The organism is Catenulispora yoronensis (genome assembly GCF_039531695.1).
Lineage (GTDB): Bacteria > Actinomycetota > Actinomycetes > Streptomycetales > Catenulisporaceae > Catenulispora > Catenulispora yoronensis.
This window is the reverse complement of record NZ_BAAAQN010000008.1, coordinates 1-16,277: the sequence shown is the minus strand read 5'-3', so window position 1 is coordinate 16,277 and position 16,277 is coordinate 1. Positions and strand designations below refer to the sequence as shown.

Genomic DNA, 16,277 nt, shown 5'->3' with positions numbered 1-16,277 from the left:
CGGTAGTGCGGGGCGCCGGGCAGCGTCAAGGTCCGAACCGGGGCGAGGAGAATAGCGCCATGACGATCTCCTCGACCCCCTCGTTGCCCCGCCTCATAGCCTGCGATCTGGACGGCACCCTGGTCCGGCACGACGGCACCGTGTCCGAGCGGACCGTCGCGGTGTTCGCGAAGCTGGAGGAGGCCGGGGTGCCGTTCGTCTTCATCACTGGTCGGCCGCCGAGGCTGATGGGCCCGATCGCCGAGGCGTTCGGCGCCCGGGGCCACGGAACGGCGGTGTGCTCCAACGGCGCGTACGACTACGACCTGCGAGCCGGCGCCGTGGTCGCCGAGTACACGATCGATCCGGCGACGCTGGCCAAGGCGGCGCGGGGACTGCGCGAGGCGGTGCCGGGGATCGGGCTGGCGGTGGAGTACGCGGACGGCCTGGCCGCCGACGACCTGTACGAGGCGTGGGACTGGGACGAGGGCGTGACGATCGAGCGGCTCACCGAGGCCGAGCTGTGGGGCCGTCCGGCCCCGAAGCTGGTGGGGCGCCACCCGACGCTCTCCGCGGACGAGTTGGTGGCGCTGGCCGAGCCGGCGATCGGGGATCTGGTGACGGTCTACCACTCGAACGGGCTCCGGCTGGTCGAAGCCGTGGCGCACGGCGTGAGCAAGGCCGAGGGGCTGGCGCGGTACGCGGGCGGCCTGGGGGTCCCGGCCGCCGACGTCATCGCGTTCGGCGACATGCCGAACGACCTGTCGATGCTGCGGTGGGCCGGACACTCCTACGCGGTCGGGAACGCGCATCCCAGCGTGCTGGCCGCCGCCGGCGGCGTGGTCGGGTCCAACGAGGAGGACGGAGTGGCAGTGTTTTTGGAGGGATTGCTGGGGTTGTGACGTGCTGCGTCGGCGGTATCCCGCGGCGGCCCGTACTGCGTTCGCAGCAGTCCGATTGTCTGCGTCTGCTAGACGCTTCGTAGGCCCTGTTCCCGGCAGCGTATAGAGCGCACGATCCATGCTCGCTACGAAGGTCGGGGTGCCCCCTCATGTCCGTCATCGCTCGCTGGTGCCATCGGCGCCGGCTGGTCACCGTGTTGGTGTGGTTGGGGCTGATCGTCGGCCTGGGAGTGCTGACCGGCTCGGCCGGGACCAAGTACAACGACACGATGTCTATTCCGGCCTCGGAGTCGAGTCAAGCGCTGGACCTGCTGAAAAGCGCCATGCCCGCGGCCTCCGGCGACGCCGACACCGTGGTGTGGCGGGCCGGCGGCGGGGAGAAGGTCACGGACCCGGCCGTGCAAAGCGTCATGACGCAGACGCTGGACGCCATCGCCAAGTCCCCAGGGGTCAGCGCGGTCACCGGGCCCTACGGCGGGGAGCGGGGAGCGAGCCAGATCAACGGCGACCAGACGATCGCCTACGCCACCGTCACGTTCTCCCAGCAGGCGCACGACCTGCCGAAGGAGCAGGTCCAGCACGTCATCGACCTGGCGAAGGCGGCCCGGGGCGAGCACCTTCAGGTCGAGCTCGGCGGGCAGGCGGTCTCGCAGGCCGAGCGGAGCATGGGCGGCTCGGCGGAGCTGATCGGCGTCGTGGCCGCAATGCTGGTGCTGGGCCTGGTGTTCCGGTCGGTCGGGGCCGCCTCGCTGCCGATCGTGACAGGCATCGCCGGCGTCGTGTCGGGGGTGCTGGCCACCGGCCAGCTGTCGCGCCTGGTGTCGATCAGCTCCACCGCGCCGACGCTGGCGACGCTGGTGGGACTGGGTGTCGGCATCGACTACGCGCTGTTCATCGTCAACCGGCATCGTCGCGGCCTGATGGCGGGGCTGTCGGTGGAGGAGTCGGTCACCAAGGCGTTGAACACGTCGGGGCGGGCCGTGATCTTCGCCGGCGGGACCGTGGTCATCGCGTTGTTGGGGATGTTCGCGCTCGGGCTGAGCTTCTTGAACGGCATGGCCATAGGCGCCGCGGTCACCGTCTCGATGACGGTGCTGGCCGCGATCACGTTGCTGCCGGCGTTGTTGGGCTTCCTGAAGCTGCGCGTGCTGAGCAAGAAGCAGCGGCGGGAGCTGGCGGCGCGGCAGGCCCGGGTCGGGGTTCTGGCCCCGTACGGCCGCCGGGCGGCGGGTGAGAACGGATTCGTGCGCTGGGCCGGCAAGGTGCAGGCGCGGCCGTTGGGCAAGGCGCTGCTGGCCGTCGGCGTGATGGTGCTGGTCGCGGTCCCCTTCTTCTCGATCCGGCTGGGTTCCTCCGACGCCGGGAACGACCCCAAGGCGACGACCACGCGCCAGGCGTACGACCTGCTGGCGGAGGGCTTCGGCAAGGGCTTCAACGGCCCGTTGACGCTGGTGGCCCAGACTCCGGCCGCCGCGGATCAGCAGGTGCTGGACAAGCTGGTCACGCAGATGAAGACGGTGCCCGGTGTCGCGGCGGTCAATGCGCGGCCGCAGGAGCCGGGGCAGACCCTGGCGGTGATCCAGGTGGTGCCGACCACGTCGCCGCAGGACCAGGGCACCACCGATCTGATCGACCGGCTGCGCCACGACGTCATTCCGCCGGCCGAGGCCGGGAGCACGCTGCACGTGATGGTCTCGGGCAACACCGCCATCACCAACGACTTCAACGACACGCTGATCGGCAAGCTGCCGCTGTTCGTGGCGATCATCGTCGGACTCGGCTGCGTCCTGATGATGGTCGCGTTCCGGAGCCTGCTGGTGCCGCTGATCGGCGTCGCGATGAACCTGCTGACGATGGGTGCGGCGTTCGGCTCGCTGGTCGCCGTGTTCCAGTGGGGCTGGGGCTCGGAGGCGCTGGGCGCCGGCGGAGCGGGGCCGGTGGAGTCGTTCGTGCCGGTGCTGGTGATCGGGATCCTGTTCGGCCTGTCGATGGACTACCAGGTGTTCCTGATCAGCCGGATGCACGAGGAGTGGTCGCACTCGAAGGACAACGGACGGGCGGTCCGGATCGGGCACGGCGAGACCGGGCAGGTGATCCTGGCCGCGGCGGTCATCATGAGCTGCGTGTTCGGCGCGTTCCTGCTCAATGGGGAGCGGATGATCGCCGAGTTCGGCGTGGCGCTGGCGGTGGCGATCCTGCTCGACGTGCTGATGCTGCGGCTGGTGCTGGTCCCGGCGCTGATGCACCGCTTCGGGTCCGCCAACTGGTGGGTGCCGAAGTGGCTGGACCGGGTGCTGCCGCGGCTGTCGGTCGAGGGCGAGCCGGATCCGGTTCCGGTCGGCGGGCCCGGGGGCGGGCCGGGCGGTGAGCCGGGTGGCAAGTCGAGTGGCGAGCCCGGCGACGAGCCCGAGCTGGCCTCCGCGAATCACCGCATACAGTAAAGAGATGACAGCAGTGGACCGGCTGAAGGAGTGGCTGCGGCCCGGGACTACGCGGCGTGACGTCGTCACCACCGCGCTGTACCTGCTGCTCCTTTCGCCGGCCGTCTTCGTCAGCGCCTTGCACCGGGACCTCAGCGCCCCGGTGGTGGGGGCCCTGCTGAGCATGGCCGCCGTGCCGCTGCTGTTCCGCAGCCGGTGGCCGCTGGGCGCCGTGGTCGGGAACGCGGTGGTGACGGTGATCGCCATCGCGGCGACGGGGGTGCCGAGCGTGCCGCCGATCGCTTTCGCGATCTCGCTGTATTCGTTCGCGAAGCGCTCGGACCGCCGGACCGCGGCGCGGGTCGGCGTGGCCGCCGCTGTGACCATCACCACCCTCGCGCTCGCGCTGCGGCCGGAGATGGACGCGCTCGGCGAGAACCTGGGCCTGATCGCCTGGGTCGGGCTCGCGGTGGCGGTCGGCGACGCCTCGCGCAGCCGGCGCGAGCTGCTGGTCTCGGCGGTGGAGCGGGCCGAGCGGGCGGAGCGGACCAAGGAGGAGGAGGCGCGGCGGCGGGTCACCGAGGAGCGGATGCGGATCGCCCGGGAGCTGCACGACGTCGTGGCGCACCACATCACGCTGGTCAACGCGCAGGCCGGGGTCGCGCACCATCTGATGAAGACCGATCCGTCGCACGCGTACGAGGCACTGGAGCGCATCCGCGACACCTCGCGCTCGGCGCTGGACGAGCTCCGGGCCACGGTGGGCCTGCTGCGCGCCGGGGACGAGTCGGCCGCGCCGAGGGAGCCGGCGCCGGGCCTGACCGAGCTGGCGACGCTCGTCGACTCGTTCCGGCACGCGGGTCTGGACGTGGCGATGGAGGGTCCGGGCATCGGGACCGATGCTGGAACTGATACCGGCACCGGCAGCGGCAGCGGCAGCGGCACCGGGGGCGGCACCGACCACGGCCTCGTGCCGGCGCTGACCGAGCTGACCGCCTACCGGATCGTGCAGGAGGCGCTGACCAACACCCACAAGCACGCCGGCCGGCACGCGGCGGCGCGGGTGCGCGTCGAGGTCGGGCCGGACGTGGTGCGGATCAGCGTGGTCGACGACGGCGGCCGGGGCGCGGCCCGCTCCGGCCTGGGAACCGGACACGGGATGATCGGGATGCAGGAGCGGGTGAAGGCGGTCGGCGGCACGTTCGCGGCCGGGCCGCGGGCCGGCGGCGGATTCCGGGTGGACGCGGAGCTGCCGCTGCCCGCGCTGCCCGCGCTGTCGGAGAAGGGTTCGCAGGTCGCGCAGGTCGCGCAGGTCGCGCGCGCCGTGACACCCGGGCAGCGCCTGACCGGCGAGCCGCCCGGGCACCGCTTGACCGGCGAGCCGGCCGGGGCCGCGTCGTGACCGAGCCCGTCGGCGCGACGCGCGTCGTCCTGGCCGACGACCAGGCGCTGCTGCGCGGCACGTTCCGCCTGCTGATCGACTCGACCCCGGATCTGGAGGTCGTCGGCGAGGCGGGCACCGGCCGGGAGGCGGTGGCGCTGGCCCGGGAGCTGCGGCCGGATCTGGTGCTGATGGACATCCGGATGCCGGTGCTGGACGGGCTGGCGGCGACCCGGCTGATCGCGGCGGAGCCGGAGCTCGGCGGGGTCAAGGTGCTGATCCTGACCACGTTCGAGAACGACGAGTACGTCGCCGAGGCGCTGCGCGCCGGGGCCGGCGGGTTCCTGGGCAAGGGCGTGGATCCGGAGGAGCTGCTGCGGGCGATCCGGACGGTGGCGGCCGGGGATTCGCTGCTGTCCCCGGCGGCGACGCGGGCGTTGATCACCCGGTTCCTGGCCGCGCCGGCCGACACGCCGGTCGTGCCCGCGCCGTTGGACGCCCTGACCGCGCGGGAGCGGGAGGTGGTGACGCTGGTGGCGGCCGGGCTGTCGAACGAGGAGATCGCCGCCCGGTTGTTCGTCACGCCGCTGACCGCGAAGACCCACGTCAACCGGGCCATGATGAAGCTCGGGGCGCGGGACCGCGCGCAGGTAGTGGTCATCGCTTACGAGTCGGGGCTGGTCCGGCCGAACTCCGGGCACTGACTCACGAACTCCGGGCACTGAGTCACCGAACTACCGAATCGCCGGGCTACAGCGCCCCGCGCCGCTGCAACGTCGTGAAGGCGAACCATCCCGGGATCACCGGCAGCCACCACGTCAGCAGCCGGAACACGATCACGGCCGTGGCCGCCACCGCGGACGGGATCCCGGCGGCGGTGAGCCCGGCGGTCAGCGCCGCCTCGATGCCGCCGATGCCGCCGGGAGTGGGCACGAGCGAGCCCAGGGCCTTGGCCACCAGGTAAGCGACGCCCATCGCGGCCAGGCCGACGTCGCTGCCACTGACCGCGTTGACCGACGCCCACAGGCAGACGCTGGCCGCCAGCGGCAGGGCCAGCGCGCCGCCGACGGCCTGGACCAGCTTGCGGGGCGAGCGGGCGACCTGGAGCACCTCGGGCCAGACGTCGGTGATCAGCGGACGGACCCGCTTCATGACCATCATGCGCAGGCGCGGGACGGCGGCGATGAGCACGCACAGCACCGCCAGGACCACGATCACGCCGGTAACCGTCGCCGAGGGCGTGACCGCCGACAAGCTCCCGCCCTCCTTCTGGCGGCTGCCGGCGAAGGCGCTGAACAGCAGGAGCAACAGCAGGTAGCAGGCGAAGGCGATGACCTGCGACACGCCGACGGAGGTGACCGCGCGCGCCACCGGGATCCCGGCGCGCTGGAGGTAGCGGGTGTTGACGGCCAGGCCGCCGACCGCGCCGGGGGCGACCAGGCCGGCGAAGGCGGCGGCGACCTGGGCGCCGACGGCGGTCCGGAAGGGGAGCCGTTCCTTGACGCAGCCGATGAGGTTCAGCGCGGCGGCGACGTAGGTGGTGGCGGAGGCGAGCACGGCGCCGCCGACCCAGGCCCAGGCCTGCCAGGTGTCCAGCTGCGGCACCTGGAAGCCGGTGAGCTGGGTGGCGAGCAGGTAGAACGCGATGGCGCCGCCGACGACGCTGAGCACGGTGCGGGGGCGGACGCGTTCCAGCATGATCGGCTGGACGTCGGCCTCGGGGTGCAGGGCGATGATGCGTTCGCGGATGGTGCCGACCACGTCCAGGGCGCGTTCGCGTTTCAGGGCCTTGGCGGTCTCCTCGGTGAACAGGATCGGCTGCATGAGCGGCAGCAGGGAGGCGACGGTGCCGGGGCCGAGGGCGGCGACGGCCTGTTCGGTGGCGCGGTCGACCCCGACCCGCAGGGCGAGACAGACCAGGAGTTCGGCGCCGTCGAGGCGGCAGAGCACGTCCTCGGCGGTGATCGCGCCGTAGCCGACGTCGGTGAGCCAGAGCCGGCCGTTCCGGTCGAGCAGCAGGTGATCGAGGGTGAGCTCGCGGTGGGCGAGCTGGCGGCTGCGCAGCCGCTGCCACAGGTCCCAGACCTCGCGGTGGAAGCGGTCGGTGAAGGCGTTGTGCGGCAGGTCGCGGACGCGCGGGGCGTCGACATGGTCGTAGGCGAGCAGCGCGGTGTCCTGGTCGACCTGGCGCGCGGCGCGCAACGCGGGAGTGCGGACGCCGGCGGCGGCGACGGCCATCGCCATCAGCACCTCGCTCTCGACGCTGCGGCGCAAAGACAGGAAGCTGCGGCGGCGGGCGGGCCCGCGCAGGCGGATCCACTGCCACAGCCGGCTGGGCAGCTGGGCGGCGCGTTGGCCCTGGTCCAGCACGGAGAGGTCGAGCACTTCCCGGTGGCCGTTGGCGGCGCATTCGGCGCTGACCCGGAACCGCCGGGTGCCCTCGGTACCGGGGTCGAGCACGCGCAGCGTCCCGGGGTGGGCGCGCAGCCCGGCGCGGTTCAGCTCCTCCAGCACGCGGCGGACCCCGGGCCGGGTGTCGACGGCGCCGCGGGCGCACAGCCAGCCGACCGCGACGATCCGCCCGAGCAGGATGGACAGCAGGACGCCGGTGACGGAGTCGTCGCCGAGCAGGACCACAGCCAGACCCCCGAGCCCGGCGGCGCTGTAGAACAGGGAGCGCATCCAGCTGCGGCTGAATCCCAGGATGCTGACGGCGGCGACACCGACGGCGAGGTGGACCTGCATCGGCGTCGGCCCGCCGAGCCCCTGGGACAGTTCGGAGCCGACATAGTGCGAGGTGACCAGGTTGACGCCGATCGCCGCGAGATAGGACAGCGCCACCGCGGCGACGGCGTCGACAACCTGCTCGGCCTCGCGTTTGACCAGCCGCTCGACCGCCAGCAGCGTGGGCACGCCGATGACGGTCAGGAACGCCCCGACCTGCACGACGCTGAGCAGGAACCGCGGGATCGCGGCAGCGCGATGGGCGATCTCGGGCCGCAAATCGCAGCCGGCACGGTAGCCGACGATGCCGATCGCGGCGAGCAGCAGCGCCAGCGCGACGGCGGCGGCGAGGCGGAGGCGGTCGGCGGGGAGGCGGACGCGACGGAGGCGCGGGGGCTGGGGTGTGTCGGGGGGACGCGCGGCGGGTCCGGCGGCGCGCGGCGTAGCTTCGCTGCTCGCGGCGATCGGCTCGCCGCCCCGGGATGCCGACCCGCCGCCCGCAGGCATTCGCTTGCCGCTCTCGGATGCCGGCTCGCCGCTCCGGGACGACGGCTCGCCGCCTCCAGCCTTACGCTTGCCGCTCCCGGATGCCGGCTCGCCACCTCGGGACGCCGACCCGCCGCCCGCAGGCGTCGCTTCGCTGCTCATGTCGGCACGACCCGTCGCGCGCGGCGGCGCCACCAGATCCGCGCCCCGGCCAGCGCCCCGCCGACCACGGCGACGAGCAGACCGAAGGCCGCCGCACTGCGCTGCCAGCGCGGCATCCGGTTCGCCCGCAGTGCGCTGCGACCGGTCGCGCAGGCGAGGATCCCGGTGTCGGCGTCGGCGCGGACGCACACCGTCGTCGCGATCTGCCCGTGCCGCCCGCCGTGCGCGACGGCCTGGTCGCCGACCGGGCGCGATCCCCAATGGTGCGGCCGTCCGGCGGCGCCGGTCATGCTGATGCGGGCGATTCCGTGCGCCGGGAGGGCGAGCGTCCAGGTCAGGCGGTGTCCTTCGCGGCGCGCCGTCGGCGAAGCGGTCACGAAGGCGAGGTTCGCGGGCAGCTGCTGCGTGACGACGGCATCGGGCAGCGCGTGGTCGGTACCGTTGCGGACCTCGATCGCGTAGGACACATGCTGGCCTTCGTGGACCGCACCGCCGGTGGCGCGGACGGCCACTGACACACCGCTGTCAGCACCCGATGCCGCACCCGGTACCCCACCCGATAGCCCACCCGCCGCCGCAGCCGCAGCCGCCGCGGGCACGCCCAGGACCATCGCCGCCGCGAGCCAGCAGCCTCCCAGGCATCGCCCCAGCGCCCGGCAGAGAATGGGCCCATGTGGCAGAACATGTTCGACACCGGAATCTCCTACGGTGAGAAGACCCTGCGCACGATCCTGGTCTACGCCGCGATCGTGCTCCTGCTCCGCCTCGCCGGGAAGCGGGAGCTGGCCCAGCTCAACACCCTGGACCTGGCGGTGGTGATGCTGTTGTCGAACGTCGTGCAGAACGCGGTCATCGGCCCGGACAACTCGCTGGTCGGCGGCCTCTACGGGGCCGCCGTGCTGATCGCCGTGAACTCGCTGTTCGTCCGGCTCCAGGTCTACATGACGTATCGCACCCCGAAGTTCGAGCGCTGGCTGGAGGGCTCGCCCAGCATCCTGATCCGCGACGGCAAGCTCCAGGTCGAGACGCTGCGCAAGCTGGCGCTGCGCCCGGCCGACGTGATCGCGTCCTCGCGCAAGCAGGGCGCCGAGCACGTACGGGACGTCCGGGAGATGATGCTGGCGCCCGGCGGGAGCATGCTGGTCGAGCTCAAGGAGGCCGAGGAGGGCGCCGACCAGGGCGACGTCCGGGCGATCCGCGCCGATCTGGCCCGGATCCAGGAGCGGCTGGACGAGCTGCTCCGGCGCGGGCCGCAGGGCTGAGCCGGCGCCGTCCCGCGCGCTCAAGCCGCCTCCTCGGCCGGCAGCTCCATCTCCGGCCGTCCGGTGACCAGCAGCCAGGCCGGGAGCAGCGCCACCCCGAGCATCGGCAGCAGCGCGGTGCCCCCGCCGAGGATGGCCGCGGTGAACAGGCTGATCCAGCCCGACCGGGTGATCGCGAGCAGCACGCCGAGCACGCCGCAGGACACGGCCAGCGTCACCGGGACGGTGTCGACCAGGGCGTGGGCGGCGAAGCCGAGGGCGGCGCCGGCGAACACGGCCGGGAAGATCCGGCCGCCGCGGAAGCCGGCGCAGGACGCGATCGCCAGCGCGGCCAGCTTCACCACGGCCATCCACGCGTAGCGTCCGGCGGAGTAGCTGTCAGGATGCGAAGCCAGGTCCCTGACCTGCTCCAGCCCTTTGAACAGGGTCTCCTTGCCGCCCGCGACGCCGAGCAGGCCGAGCGCCAGCCCGCCGAGCGCCAAACGGGGCACCGGGTGCGGGATCACCAGGAACCACCGGTGCAGATGCGGGAACAGATAGACGGCCGCCAACGCCGCGACCGCGCCGACCGAGGCCACGACCATCGCGCTGAGCAGGTCGACCCAGCGGACGGAGTCGTACGGCGGCAGCGGCATCGCGAACTGCGGATGCGACACCAGCTGCATCGTCATCGCTCCGGCGCACGCCGCGACGAGCGGCGCGAACAGCTTGTCCCACAGCGCGCCGGGCGCGGGCCGGGAGGCCAGCACCTCGGACATGATCAACGCGGCCGCCACCGGCGTGCCGAACAGCGCGCCTACGGTCCCGGACACGGCCAGCGCCAGCCACACCGGCGTCGGCACCCGCGCGATCCAGCGGCCGCCGAGCCAGCAGGTCAGGGCGATGTTGATGGCGACGATCGGGTTCTCCGGACCGAGGCTGACGCCGCCGGCCAGGGTCAGCACCGCCGCCAGCGCGAGCGAGGGCAGCACACCGGGCGCCAGCGGCGGGTCCACGAGGCCGGTGGTCGCCGGGTCCGGACCGGCGTGGCCGGGAACCTTCCACACCACGAACCCGGTCGCCACGCCGACGGCGGTCAGAACGATGATGATCCAGGCGCTGGAGTAGGCGCCGATACCCAGCCAGTCCGGCAGGTGGTCCCACAGCAGCTCCTGGAACCGGTTCGCGATCCCGGACAACAGAATGAGCAGCAGGCTGGAGCCGACGCCGACGATCAGCGCGGGCGCGACCAGCGGCAGCAGCTTGCGGGCCGGCGATCCCCCGGCCAAGGCCGCCGCCGCGCCGGCGGGGCCACCGACGTCGCCCGCCGCACCGGCGCCGGGACCGCCAGGGGCGCGAGGACCGCCAGGACCACCAGGACCGCCAGGAGCGCCGGAACCCCCGGAGCCGCCGATCCCGGCATCGAAACCGGCCCCGCCGGCCTCGGCCCCGGTCGCGCTCGCACTCGCCACACCTCCACCTTTGGGCCGCCCGCGCCCCGCCCGCACCCGCAGCCACCCGAACGGGGCACCGCCGGGCGTGTCCCGGCCCGGGTAGGCCCCGGCCGGCGCACCCGCGGCGATCATGGTGGCGACGAACCGGCGAGCGGAGGAGCCTCGATGCACGCGACGCACGCGGTACTCGCCTCGGCGGTCGCCCTGAGCGGCGGCAAGTCGTGGTGGAACCGCCCCATGGTCTGGGCCTCGCTGGCCGCGATCTGCTACGGCGGCTGGCTCGCCGCCCGCCGGGCCCAGCGCCGCGCCGAGCGCGAGGAGGCCGAGGACGACGCCGACCTGCCGCCGCACCCGGCGGTCACGGCGCGCACCACCGAGGGCAGCCAGGTGGACGAGGCGATGAACCGGCTCGGACGGGACTGGCACCCGGAGGAACCCGCACCCTGACACCCGCCCCCTGACACCCGCGCTCACACCTTCAGCGCAGCACCGCATGCCGTCCCCTCAGTGCCATGATCCCCTCGCAACATGGGTTCATTGGTGGCGGACAGCTGGTACAACCGGGACATCTTCAAGCCCTACCCCGAGCTGCTGGTCTTCCTGACGATCGCGACGGGCTTCCTGATCGGGCGGATCCACTACCGCACGATCGCCGTCGGGTCGGTGACCGGCTGCCTCATCATGGGGTTGATCCTGGGGCAGACGAAGGTGGAGATCACCGGGCCGCTGAAGTCGTTCTTCTTCATCCTGTTCCTGTTCGCCCTCGGATACAAAGTGGGCCCGCAGTTCTTCCGCGGCCTGAAGAAGGACGGCCTGCCGCAGGTCTACCTGTCGCTGATCGTCTGCGTGTCCGGCCTGGCGGTCACCTGGCTCATCGCCAAGGCCGTCGGCTACGGCCCGGGCCTGTCGGCCGGCCTGCTGGCCGGCGGCCTGACCCAGTCCGCGGTGATCGGCGTGTCCCAACAGGCCATCGGCACCCTGCCGGGCTACTCGCCCCAACAGATCACCGCCGAGCAGAACCTGGTCCCGGTCGCCTACTCGGTCGGCTACGTCATCGCCACCGTCCTCGCCGCGATCACGGTGGCGACGATCATGCCGAAGTTCCTCAAGCAGGACCTGGCCGAGGAGTCGCGCAAGCTGGCCAAGGAGATGGCGGTGCCCTCCGACGACCCGGACCTGGGCACCGGCTACTACGAGGTCGTGCAGCGCACCTTCGCGATCGCCAACTCCGCCTTCGCCGGCCAGACGGTCCAGGAGTTCGAGGACGCCGCCAAGGCCGCCGGGCGCCGCCTGTACCTGACCAACGTGCTCCACCACGGCGTACAGCTGGAACACGACGCGAACTACCAGAAGCACGTCTTACTGGTCGGCGACACAGTAGCCCTGTCCGGCCTGCGGGACTCGGTGGTCGACTACGACCCCGAACGCATGATCGGCCCGGAGGTCGACAGCGTCGCCCTGCTCGACTACGACACCGAGCACCTGCACGTGATCGCCAACAAGGACGGCCGCGCGATCGGCCGCACCGTGGCGGACCTGCGCCGCGAACCGGAGATGGTGGGCATCTTCATCGAGAAGATGTACCGGGCCGGCTTCCCCTTCCCCTACCGGCTGTCGACCGAGGTGGAGCGCGGCGACACCCTGGTGATCACCGGCCCCAAGCGCCTGACCCGGGGCGCCGCCGAGACCATCGGCAAAGCGGTGCCGACCAGCTACGCCACCGACATGATGTACGTGGCCGCCGGCGTCTTCCTCGGCGCCCTGATCGGCATCCCGGCCCTGACCCTCGGCGGCGTCCCGGTGGCGCTGTCCACCTCCGGCGGCGCCCTGATCATGGGCCTGGTCTTCGGCTGGTTCCGCGCCAAGTACCCGACCTACGGCAACGTCCCCCCGGGCGCCCAGTGGTTCATGGACACCTTCGGCCTGTGCGCCTTCGTCGCCATCGTCGGCATCAACGCCGCCCCGAGCTTCGTCGACGGCCTGAAGAAGGCCGGCATCGGCATCGTCCTGTGGTCGGCCCTGGTCTGCCTGATCCCGCTGGTGATCGGGTTCGTCGTCGGCCACTACTGGATGAAGATGCGCACCCCGCTGCTGATGGCCGCCCTGGCCGGCGCCGAGACCACCACGGCCGCGTTCGGCGCCGTGAACGAGGCCGCGAAATCGTCCCTCCCCACCCTGGGCTACACCGTCCCCTACGCGGTCAGCAACGTCCTGCTGACCATCTGGGGCTCGGTCATCGTCCTGCTCAACCACTAGGAAAAGGAAACGCCGTGACCGCCACCACCCCCGAGAAAAAGAGCGCCCGCAAAGCCACGGTCAAGAGCGCGGGCGTCTCCCGCACCAAGATCAAGAAATGGTCCGCCCTGAGCCCCTTCGAGCTCAAGGGCGAACTCATCGACCTGGCCCAGGACGCCCACAAGAAGTCCGCCGCCCAGATGCTCAACGCCGGCCGCGGCAACCCCAACTGGATCGCCACCGGCCCCCGCGAGGCCTACCTCGCCCTCGGCGCCTTCGCCCTGGAGGAGTCCCGCCGCGTCTGGACCATGGACAACCTCGGCGGCATGCCCGAGACCAAGGGCAGCGCCATCCGCTTCGACCGCTTCTGCCTGGCCAACCCCGGCATGACCGGCGTCCGCCTGCTCCGCGACATGGTCGACCACGGCATCACCAAACTGAAGTTCGACCCCGACGCCTGGGTCGGCGAACTCACCGACGCCTGGATCGGCGACCACTACCCCGACCCGCCCCGCGCCCTGAAGCACTGCGAACAAGTCGTCCGCGCCTACCTGGCCCAGGAGATGTACGGCGGCAAGGCCCCCAAGATCGACGTCTTCCCCACCGAAGGCGGCACCGCCGCCATGTGCTACCTCTTCGACACCCTCGTCACCAACGGCATCCTGGCCAAGGGCGACACCATCGCCCTGATGACCCCGATCTTCACCCCCTACATCGAGATCCCCGAACTCGAACGCTTCTCCTTCAACGTCATCCAGGTCAAATCCGCCATGATGACCGAGGACGGCGTCCACATGTGGCGCTACCCCGACGACGAGGTCGACCGCCTGGCCGACCCCGACGTCAAGGCCGTCATGCTGGTCAACCCCTCGAACCCGCCCTCGATGGCCATGTCCGACCGCGTCCGCGACCGCATCGCCGACATCGTCAAGACCAAGAACCCCAACCTGGCCATCATCACCGACGACGTCTACGGCACCTTCGTCCCCGCCTTCAAGAGCCTGGCCGCCACCTGCCCCAAGAACACCGCCCTGGTCTACTCCTGGTCCAAGCACTACGGCGCCACCGGCCACCGCCTGGGCGTGATCGCCGTGGCCGAGGACAACATCTTCGACCACCTCCTGACCAACCTCCCCCAGGCCAAAAAGGACGAACTCGCCAAGCGCTACAGCACCCTGTCCCTGACCCCCGCCAAGATCAAGTTCATCGACCGCCTGGTGGCCGACAGCCGCGCCGTGGCCCTGAACCACACCGCCGGCCTGTCCACCCCCCAACAAACCATGATGATGCTGTACTCCCTGTTCGACCTCCTCCCCGAAGGCCAGGAGTACAAAGAACTCCTCCGCACCATCGTCCACCGCCGCCTCGACCTCCTGATGGAAGGCATCGGCGGCATGCACATCACCGAAGACCCCGGCCGCGCCTGCTACTACATCGAACTCGACATCCTGGCCGAAGCCGAATCCTTCGAGAGCAAAGAATTCGCCACCTACCTCCAAACCACCTACGAACCCACCGACGTCGTCTTCCGCCTGGCCCACCAAGCCTCCGTGGTCCTCCTCAACGGCGGCGGCTTCGACGGCCCCGAATGGTCCGTCCGCGTCTCCCTGGCCAACCTCGACGACCTCGACTACCTCAAAATCGGCCACCACCTCCACGCCATCATGGAGGAGTACAAGCAGGAGTGGCAGGAGTCCCAGGCATGACCATCGCCGGCGGCCTCGCCCTCATCATGATCGGCGCAATCCTCCACTACGCCGTCACCTGGGAAAGCACCTGGATCGACGTCCAGATGGTAGGCACCATCCTGATGATCGGCGGCGCCATCGGCACCCTGACAGGCATCATCCTCACCACCCTCCGCCGCCGAGACCGCGCAGCCGCCGAGGTCCACGAGGAGCGCTACTACAGAGAGCCACCCCGCTAAAACAGCCCCAACCGCCCCCGAGACTGTCAATCCCCGGCCTGGGTTTTGGTTCGTTCCCCTCGGTCACGTCGGCAGGGCTTTGCCTACAGTGCCGCCGACCGGGTGTCCAGTCCATGCACGCACAACCGCCGCCCAACAGTTCTCACCGCAGCGGCATGGACTTGACACCCGGGCGGCGGCGCTGTACCCGTAGGGCTGCCGACGTGACCGAGGGGAACGAACCCCCACCTCACAAACCGCCAGCGCAGGGACTAGCAGCAACCCCCCTATGGACTGGCGCCAGTTCCCCGAGGGATCCGAGGCCCTCGCCGGAGGCGCCTGCCTTACCCAGCTTTTGACTTTGATCTTAAGCCTTTGACTTAGGCCCTAAGCAGTAAGCCTCTCCACCTACCCCTCCCAAGGCGCCCGAATCCCCAAATCCCCAAAAGCCCTCCCCGCCGCGTGATACAACCCCGTAATCCGCGCCCGCACCCGCTCCCGCCCCTCCTCCGAAATATCCACCCCACCAACCCGATCCACCATCCCCGCCGCATCCACCACCGCCCGAAACACCCGCCGTGGCTCCCCATCAACAATATCCGTAACAGGAAACTTATCCTCATAAAGAAACACACACGCCAACCGATGCGGATCCCCACCCGCCCAAGCCAACGCCCGCGTCTCCGCCGCCGAACCCTCCCACTCGTAATCCCTCGGCGCCCAAGGCATGTCCACATCCGCAGCGTTGTCCGAAGTACCAGGCGGAGTGTTGTCGATCTGACTCATACCTCCAGCCTGACCTCCCCTCACCACTCCCCCACCTCCACCCACCCGTTCGGACGACCCACCTCCACCAACACCCAGATCAACAACCCCTTGACACCCTCACCGACCAGGATAACTAGAAGCCCGAACCACCAACTCCGGCAAAAAAACCACATCCCGATGCACATGCTCCCCCGCCCCCGGCCCACTCTCCTCAATCAGCAACTCCGCCGCCGCCCGCCCCAACCGCCCGGCCGGCTGCCGCACCGACGTCAACGGCACCGCCGCCCCAGCCGCCGCCTCCATATCCCCATAGCCGACAATCGCCATCTCCTCCGGCACCGCCACCCCCGCCGCGAACAACTCCTGCAACACCCCCAGCGCGATCAAATCGTTCCCACAGAACAATGCCGTCGGCCGCTTCGCCGCCCCCAACCCCAACACCCGCGCCGCCGCGTCCCGCCCCGCCGCGATATCGCTGCGCACCCCCTCGAACACCATCAACTCAACCCCCTCATCACCAACAGAACTCGCATGCCATAACCCCCCCAAAACAAACTCCCGCGCCCCAAACTCCTCCCCCGGCCCAAACTCCTCCCGCGCCCCGAATTCCCCTATCCCC

13 protein-coding genes are annotated in these 16,277 nt (G+C 71.1%); 9 read left to right on the top strand and 4 right to left on the bottom strand.

The genetic code is table 11. The features are described 5' to 3' along the window. Window positions 1-59 precede the first annotated feature (59 nt). The 4 genes from ABD481_RS09115 to ABD481_RS09100 all read left to right on the top strand — a co-directional run bounded on the left by ABD481_RS09115 (window position 60) and on the right by ABD481_RS09100 (window position 5,386). Window positions 60-881: a Cof-type HAD-IIB family hydrolase gene (locus ABD481_RS09115; RefSeq protein ID WP_344665120.1), complete on the top strand. Its 822-nt coding sequence runs from the start codon at window positions 60-62 to the stop codon at window positions 879-881. A gap of 149 nt (window positions 882-1,030) precedes the next feature. Then, window positions 1,031-3,322, top strand: a complete 2,292-nt coding sequence (locus tag ABD481_RS09110) for an MMPL family transporter (RefSeq protein WP_344665119.1) — start codon at window positions 1,031-1,033, stop codon at window positions 3,320-3,322. 4 nt (window positions 3,323-3,326) lie between these two features. Next, on the top strand, window positions 3,327-4,703 hold the full coding sequence (locus ABD481_RS09105) for a sensor histidine kinase (RefSeq protein ID WP_344665118.1): 1,377 nt from the start codon (window positions 3,327-3,329) through the stop codon (window positions 4,701-4,703). Then, window positions 4,700-5,386, top strand: a complete 687-nt coding sequence (locus ABD481_RS09100) for a response regulator (protein WP_344665117.1) — start codon at window positions 4,700-4,702, stop codon at window positions 5,384-5,386. The genes ABD481_RS09105 and ABD481_RS09100 overlap by 4 nt, the downstream gene beginning before the upstream one ends. Before the next feature lie 46 nt (window positions 5,387-5,432). Here the strand turns inward: ABD481_RS09100 and ABD481_RS09095 are convergent, their stop codons facing one another. Together ABD481_RS09095 and ABD481_RS09090 are read right to left on the bottom strand one after the other, a co-directional pair. Then, window positions 5,433-8,054, bottom strand: coding sequence for a lysylphosphatidylglycerol synthase domain-containing protein (locus tag ABD481_RS09095; protein WP_344665116.1), 2,622 nt, complete (start codon window positions 8,052-8,054; stop codon window positions 5,433-5,435). Further along, window positions 8,051-8,572, bottom strand: coding sequence for a hypothetical protein (locus ABD481_RS09090; protein ID WP_344665115.1), 522 nt, complete (start codon window positions 8,570-8,572; stop codon window positions 8,051-8,053). Before ABD481_RS09090 ends, ABD481_RS09095 begins: the two co-directional genes overlap by 4 nt. A 153-nt stretch (window positions 8,573-8,725) precedes the next feature. Here ABD481_RS09090 and ABD481_RS09085 point away from each other — a divergent pair, with 153 nt between their 5' ends. Continuing rightward, a complete protein-coding gene (locus ABD481_RS09085) occupies window positions 8,726-9,316 on the top strand; it encodes a DUF421 domain-containing protein (RefSeq protein WP_344665114.1) in 591 nt (196 codons plus the stop codon). Window positions 9,317-9,336: 20 nt separating this feature from the next. On the opposite strand, the gene ABD481_RS09080 is transcribed toward ABD481_RS09085, so the two are convergent. Beyond that, a complete protein-coding gene (locus ABD481_RS09080) occupies window positions 9,337-10,584 on the bottom strand; it encodes an ion channel protein (RefSeq protein ID WP_344665283.1) in 1,248 nt (415 codons plus the stop codon). Window positions 10,585-10,914: 330 nt separating this feature from the next. On the opposite strand from ABD481_RS09080, the gene ABD481_RS09075 reads away from it, so the two are divergent. From ABD481_RS09075 to ABD481_RS09060, 4 genes are all read left to right on the top strand, one after another. Further along, window positions 10,915-11,196, top strand: coding sequence for a hypothetical protein (locus ABD481_RS09075; RefSeq protein WP_344665113.1), 282 nt, complete (start codon window positions 10,915-10,917; stop codon window positions 11,194-11,196). 81 nt (window positions 11,197-11,277) lie between these two features. Further along, the gene (locus ABD481_RS09070; protein WP_344665112.1) at window positions 11,278-13,005 is read left to right on the top strand and encodes an aspartate:alanine exchanger family transporter; all 1,728 of its coding nucleotides are present in this window, start codon (window positions 11,278-11,280) and stop codon (window positions 13,003-13,005) included. A 14-nt stretch (window positions 13,006-13,019) separates the two neighbouring features. Next, window positions 13,020-14,690 (top strand): bifunctional aspartate transaminase/aspartate 4-decarboxylase, encoded by a 1,671-nt coding sequence (locus tag ABD481_RS09065; RefSeq protein WP_344665111.1) that lies wholly within the window; start codon window positions 13,020-13,022, stop codon window positions 14,688-14,690. Next, on the top strand, window positions 14,687-14,911 hold the full coding sequence (locus tag ABD481_RS09060; RefSeq protein WP_344665110.1) for a hypothetical protein: 225 nt from the start codon (window positions 14,687-14,689) through the stop codon (window positions 14,909-14,911). Before ABD481_RS09065 ends, ABD481_RS09060 begins: the two co-directional genes overlap by 4 nt. 864 nt (window positions 14,912-15,775) lie before the next feature. Here the strand turns inward: ABD481_RS09060 and ABD481_RS09055 are convergent. Beyond that, window positions 15,776-16,277, bottom strand: a 502-nt coding sequence (locus ABD481_RS09055) for a substrate-binding domain-containing protein (protein WP_344665109.1), incomplete at its 5' end; no start/stop codon positions are given.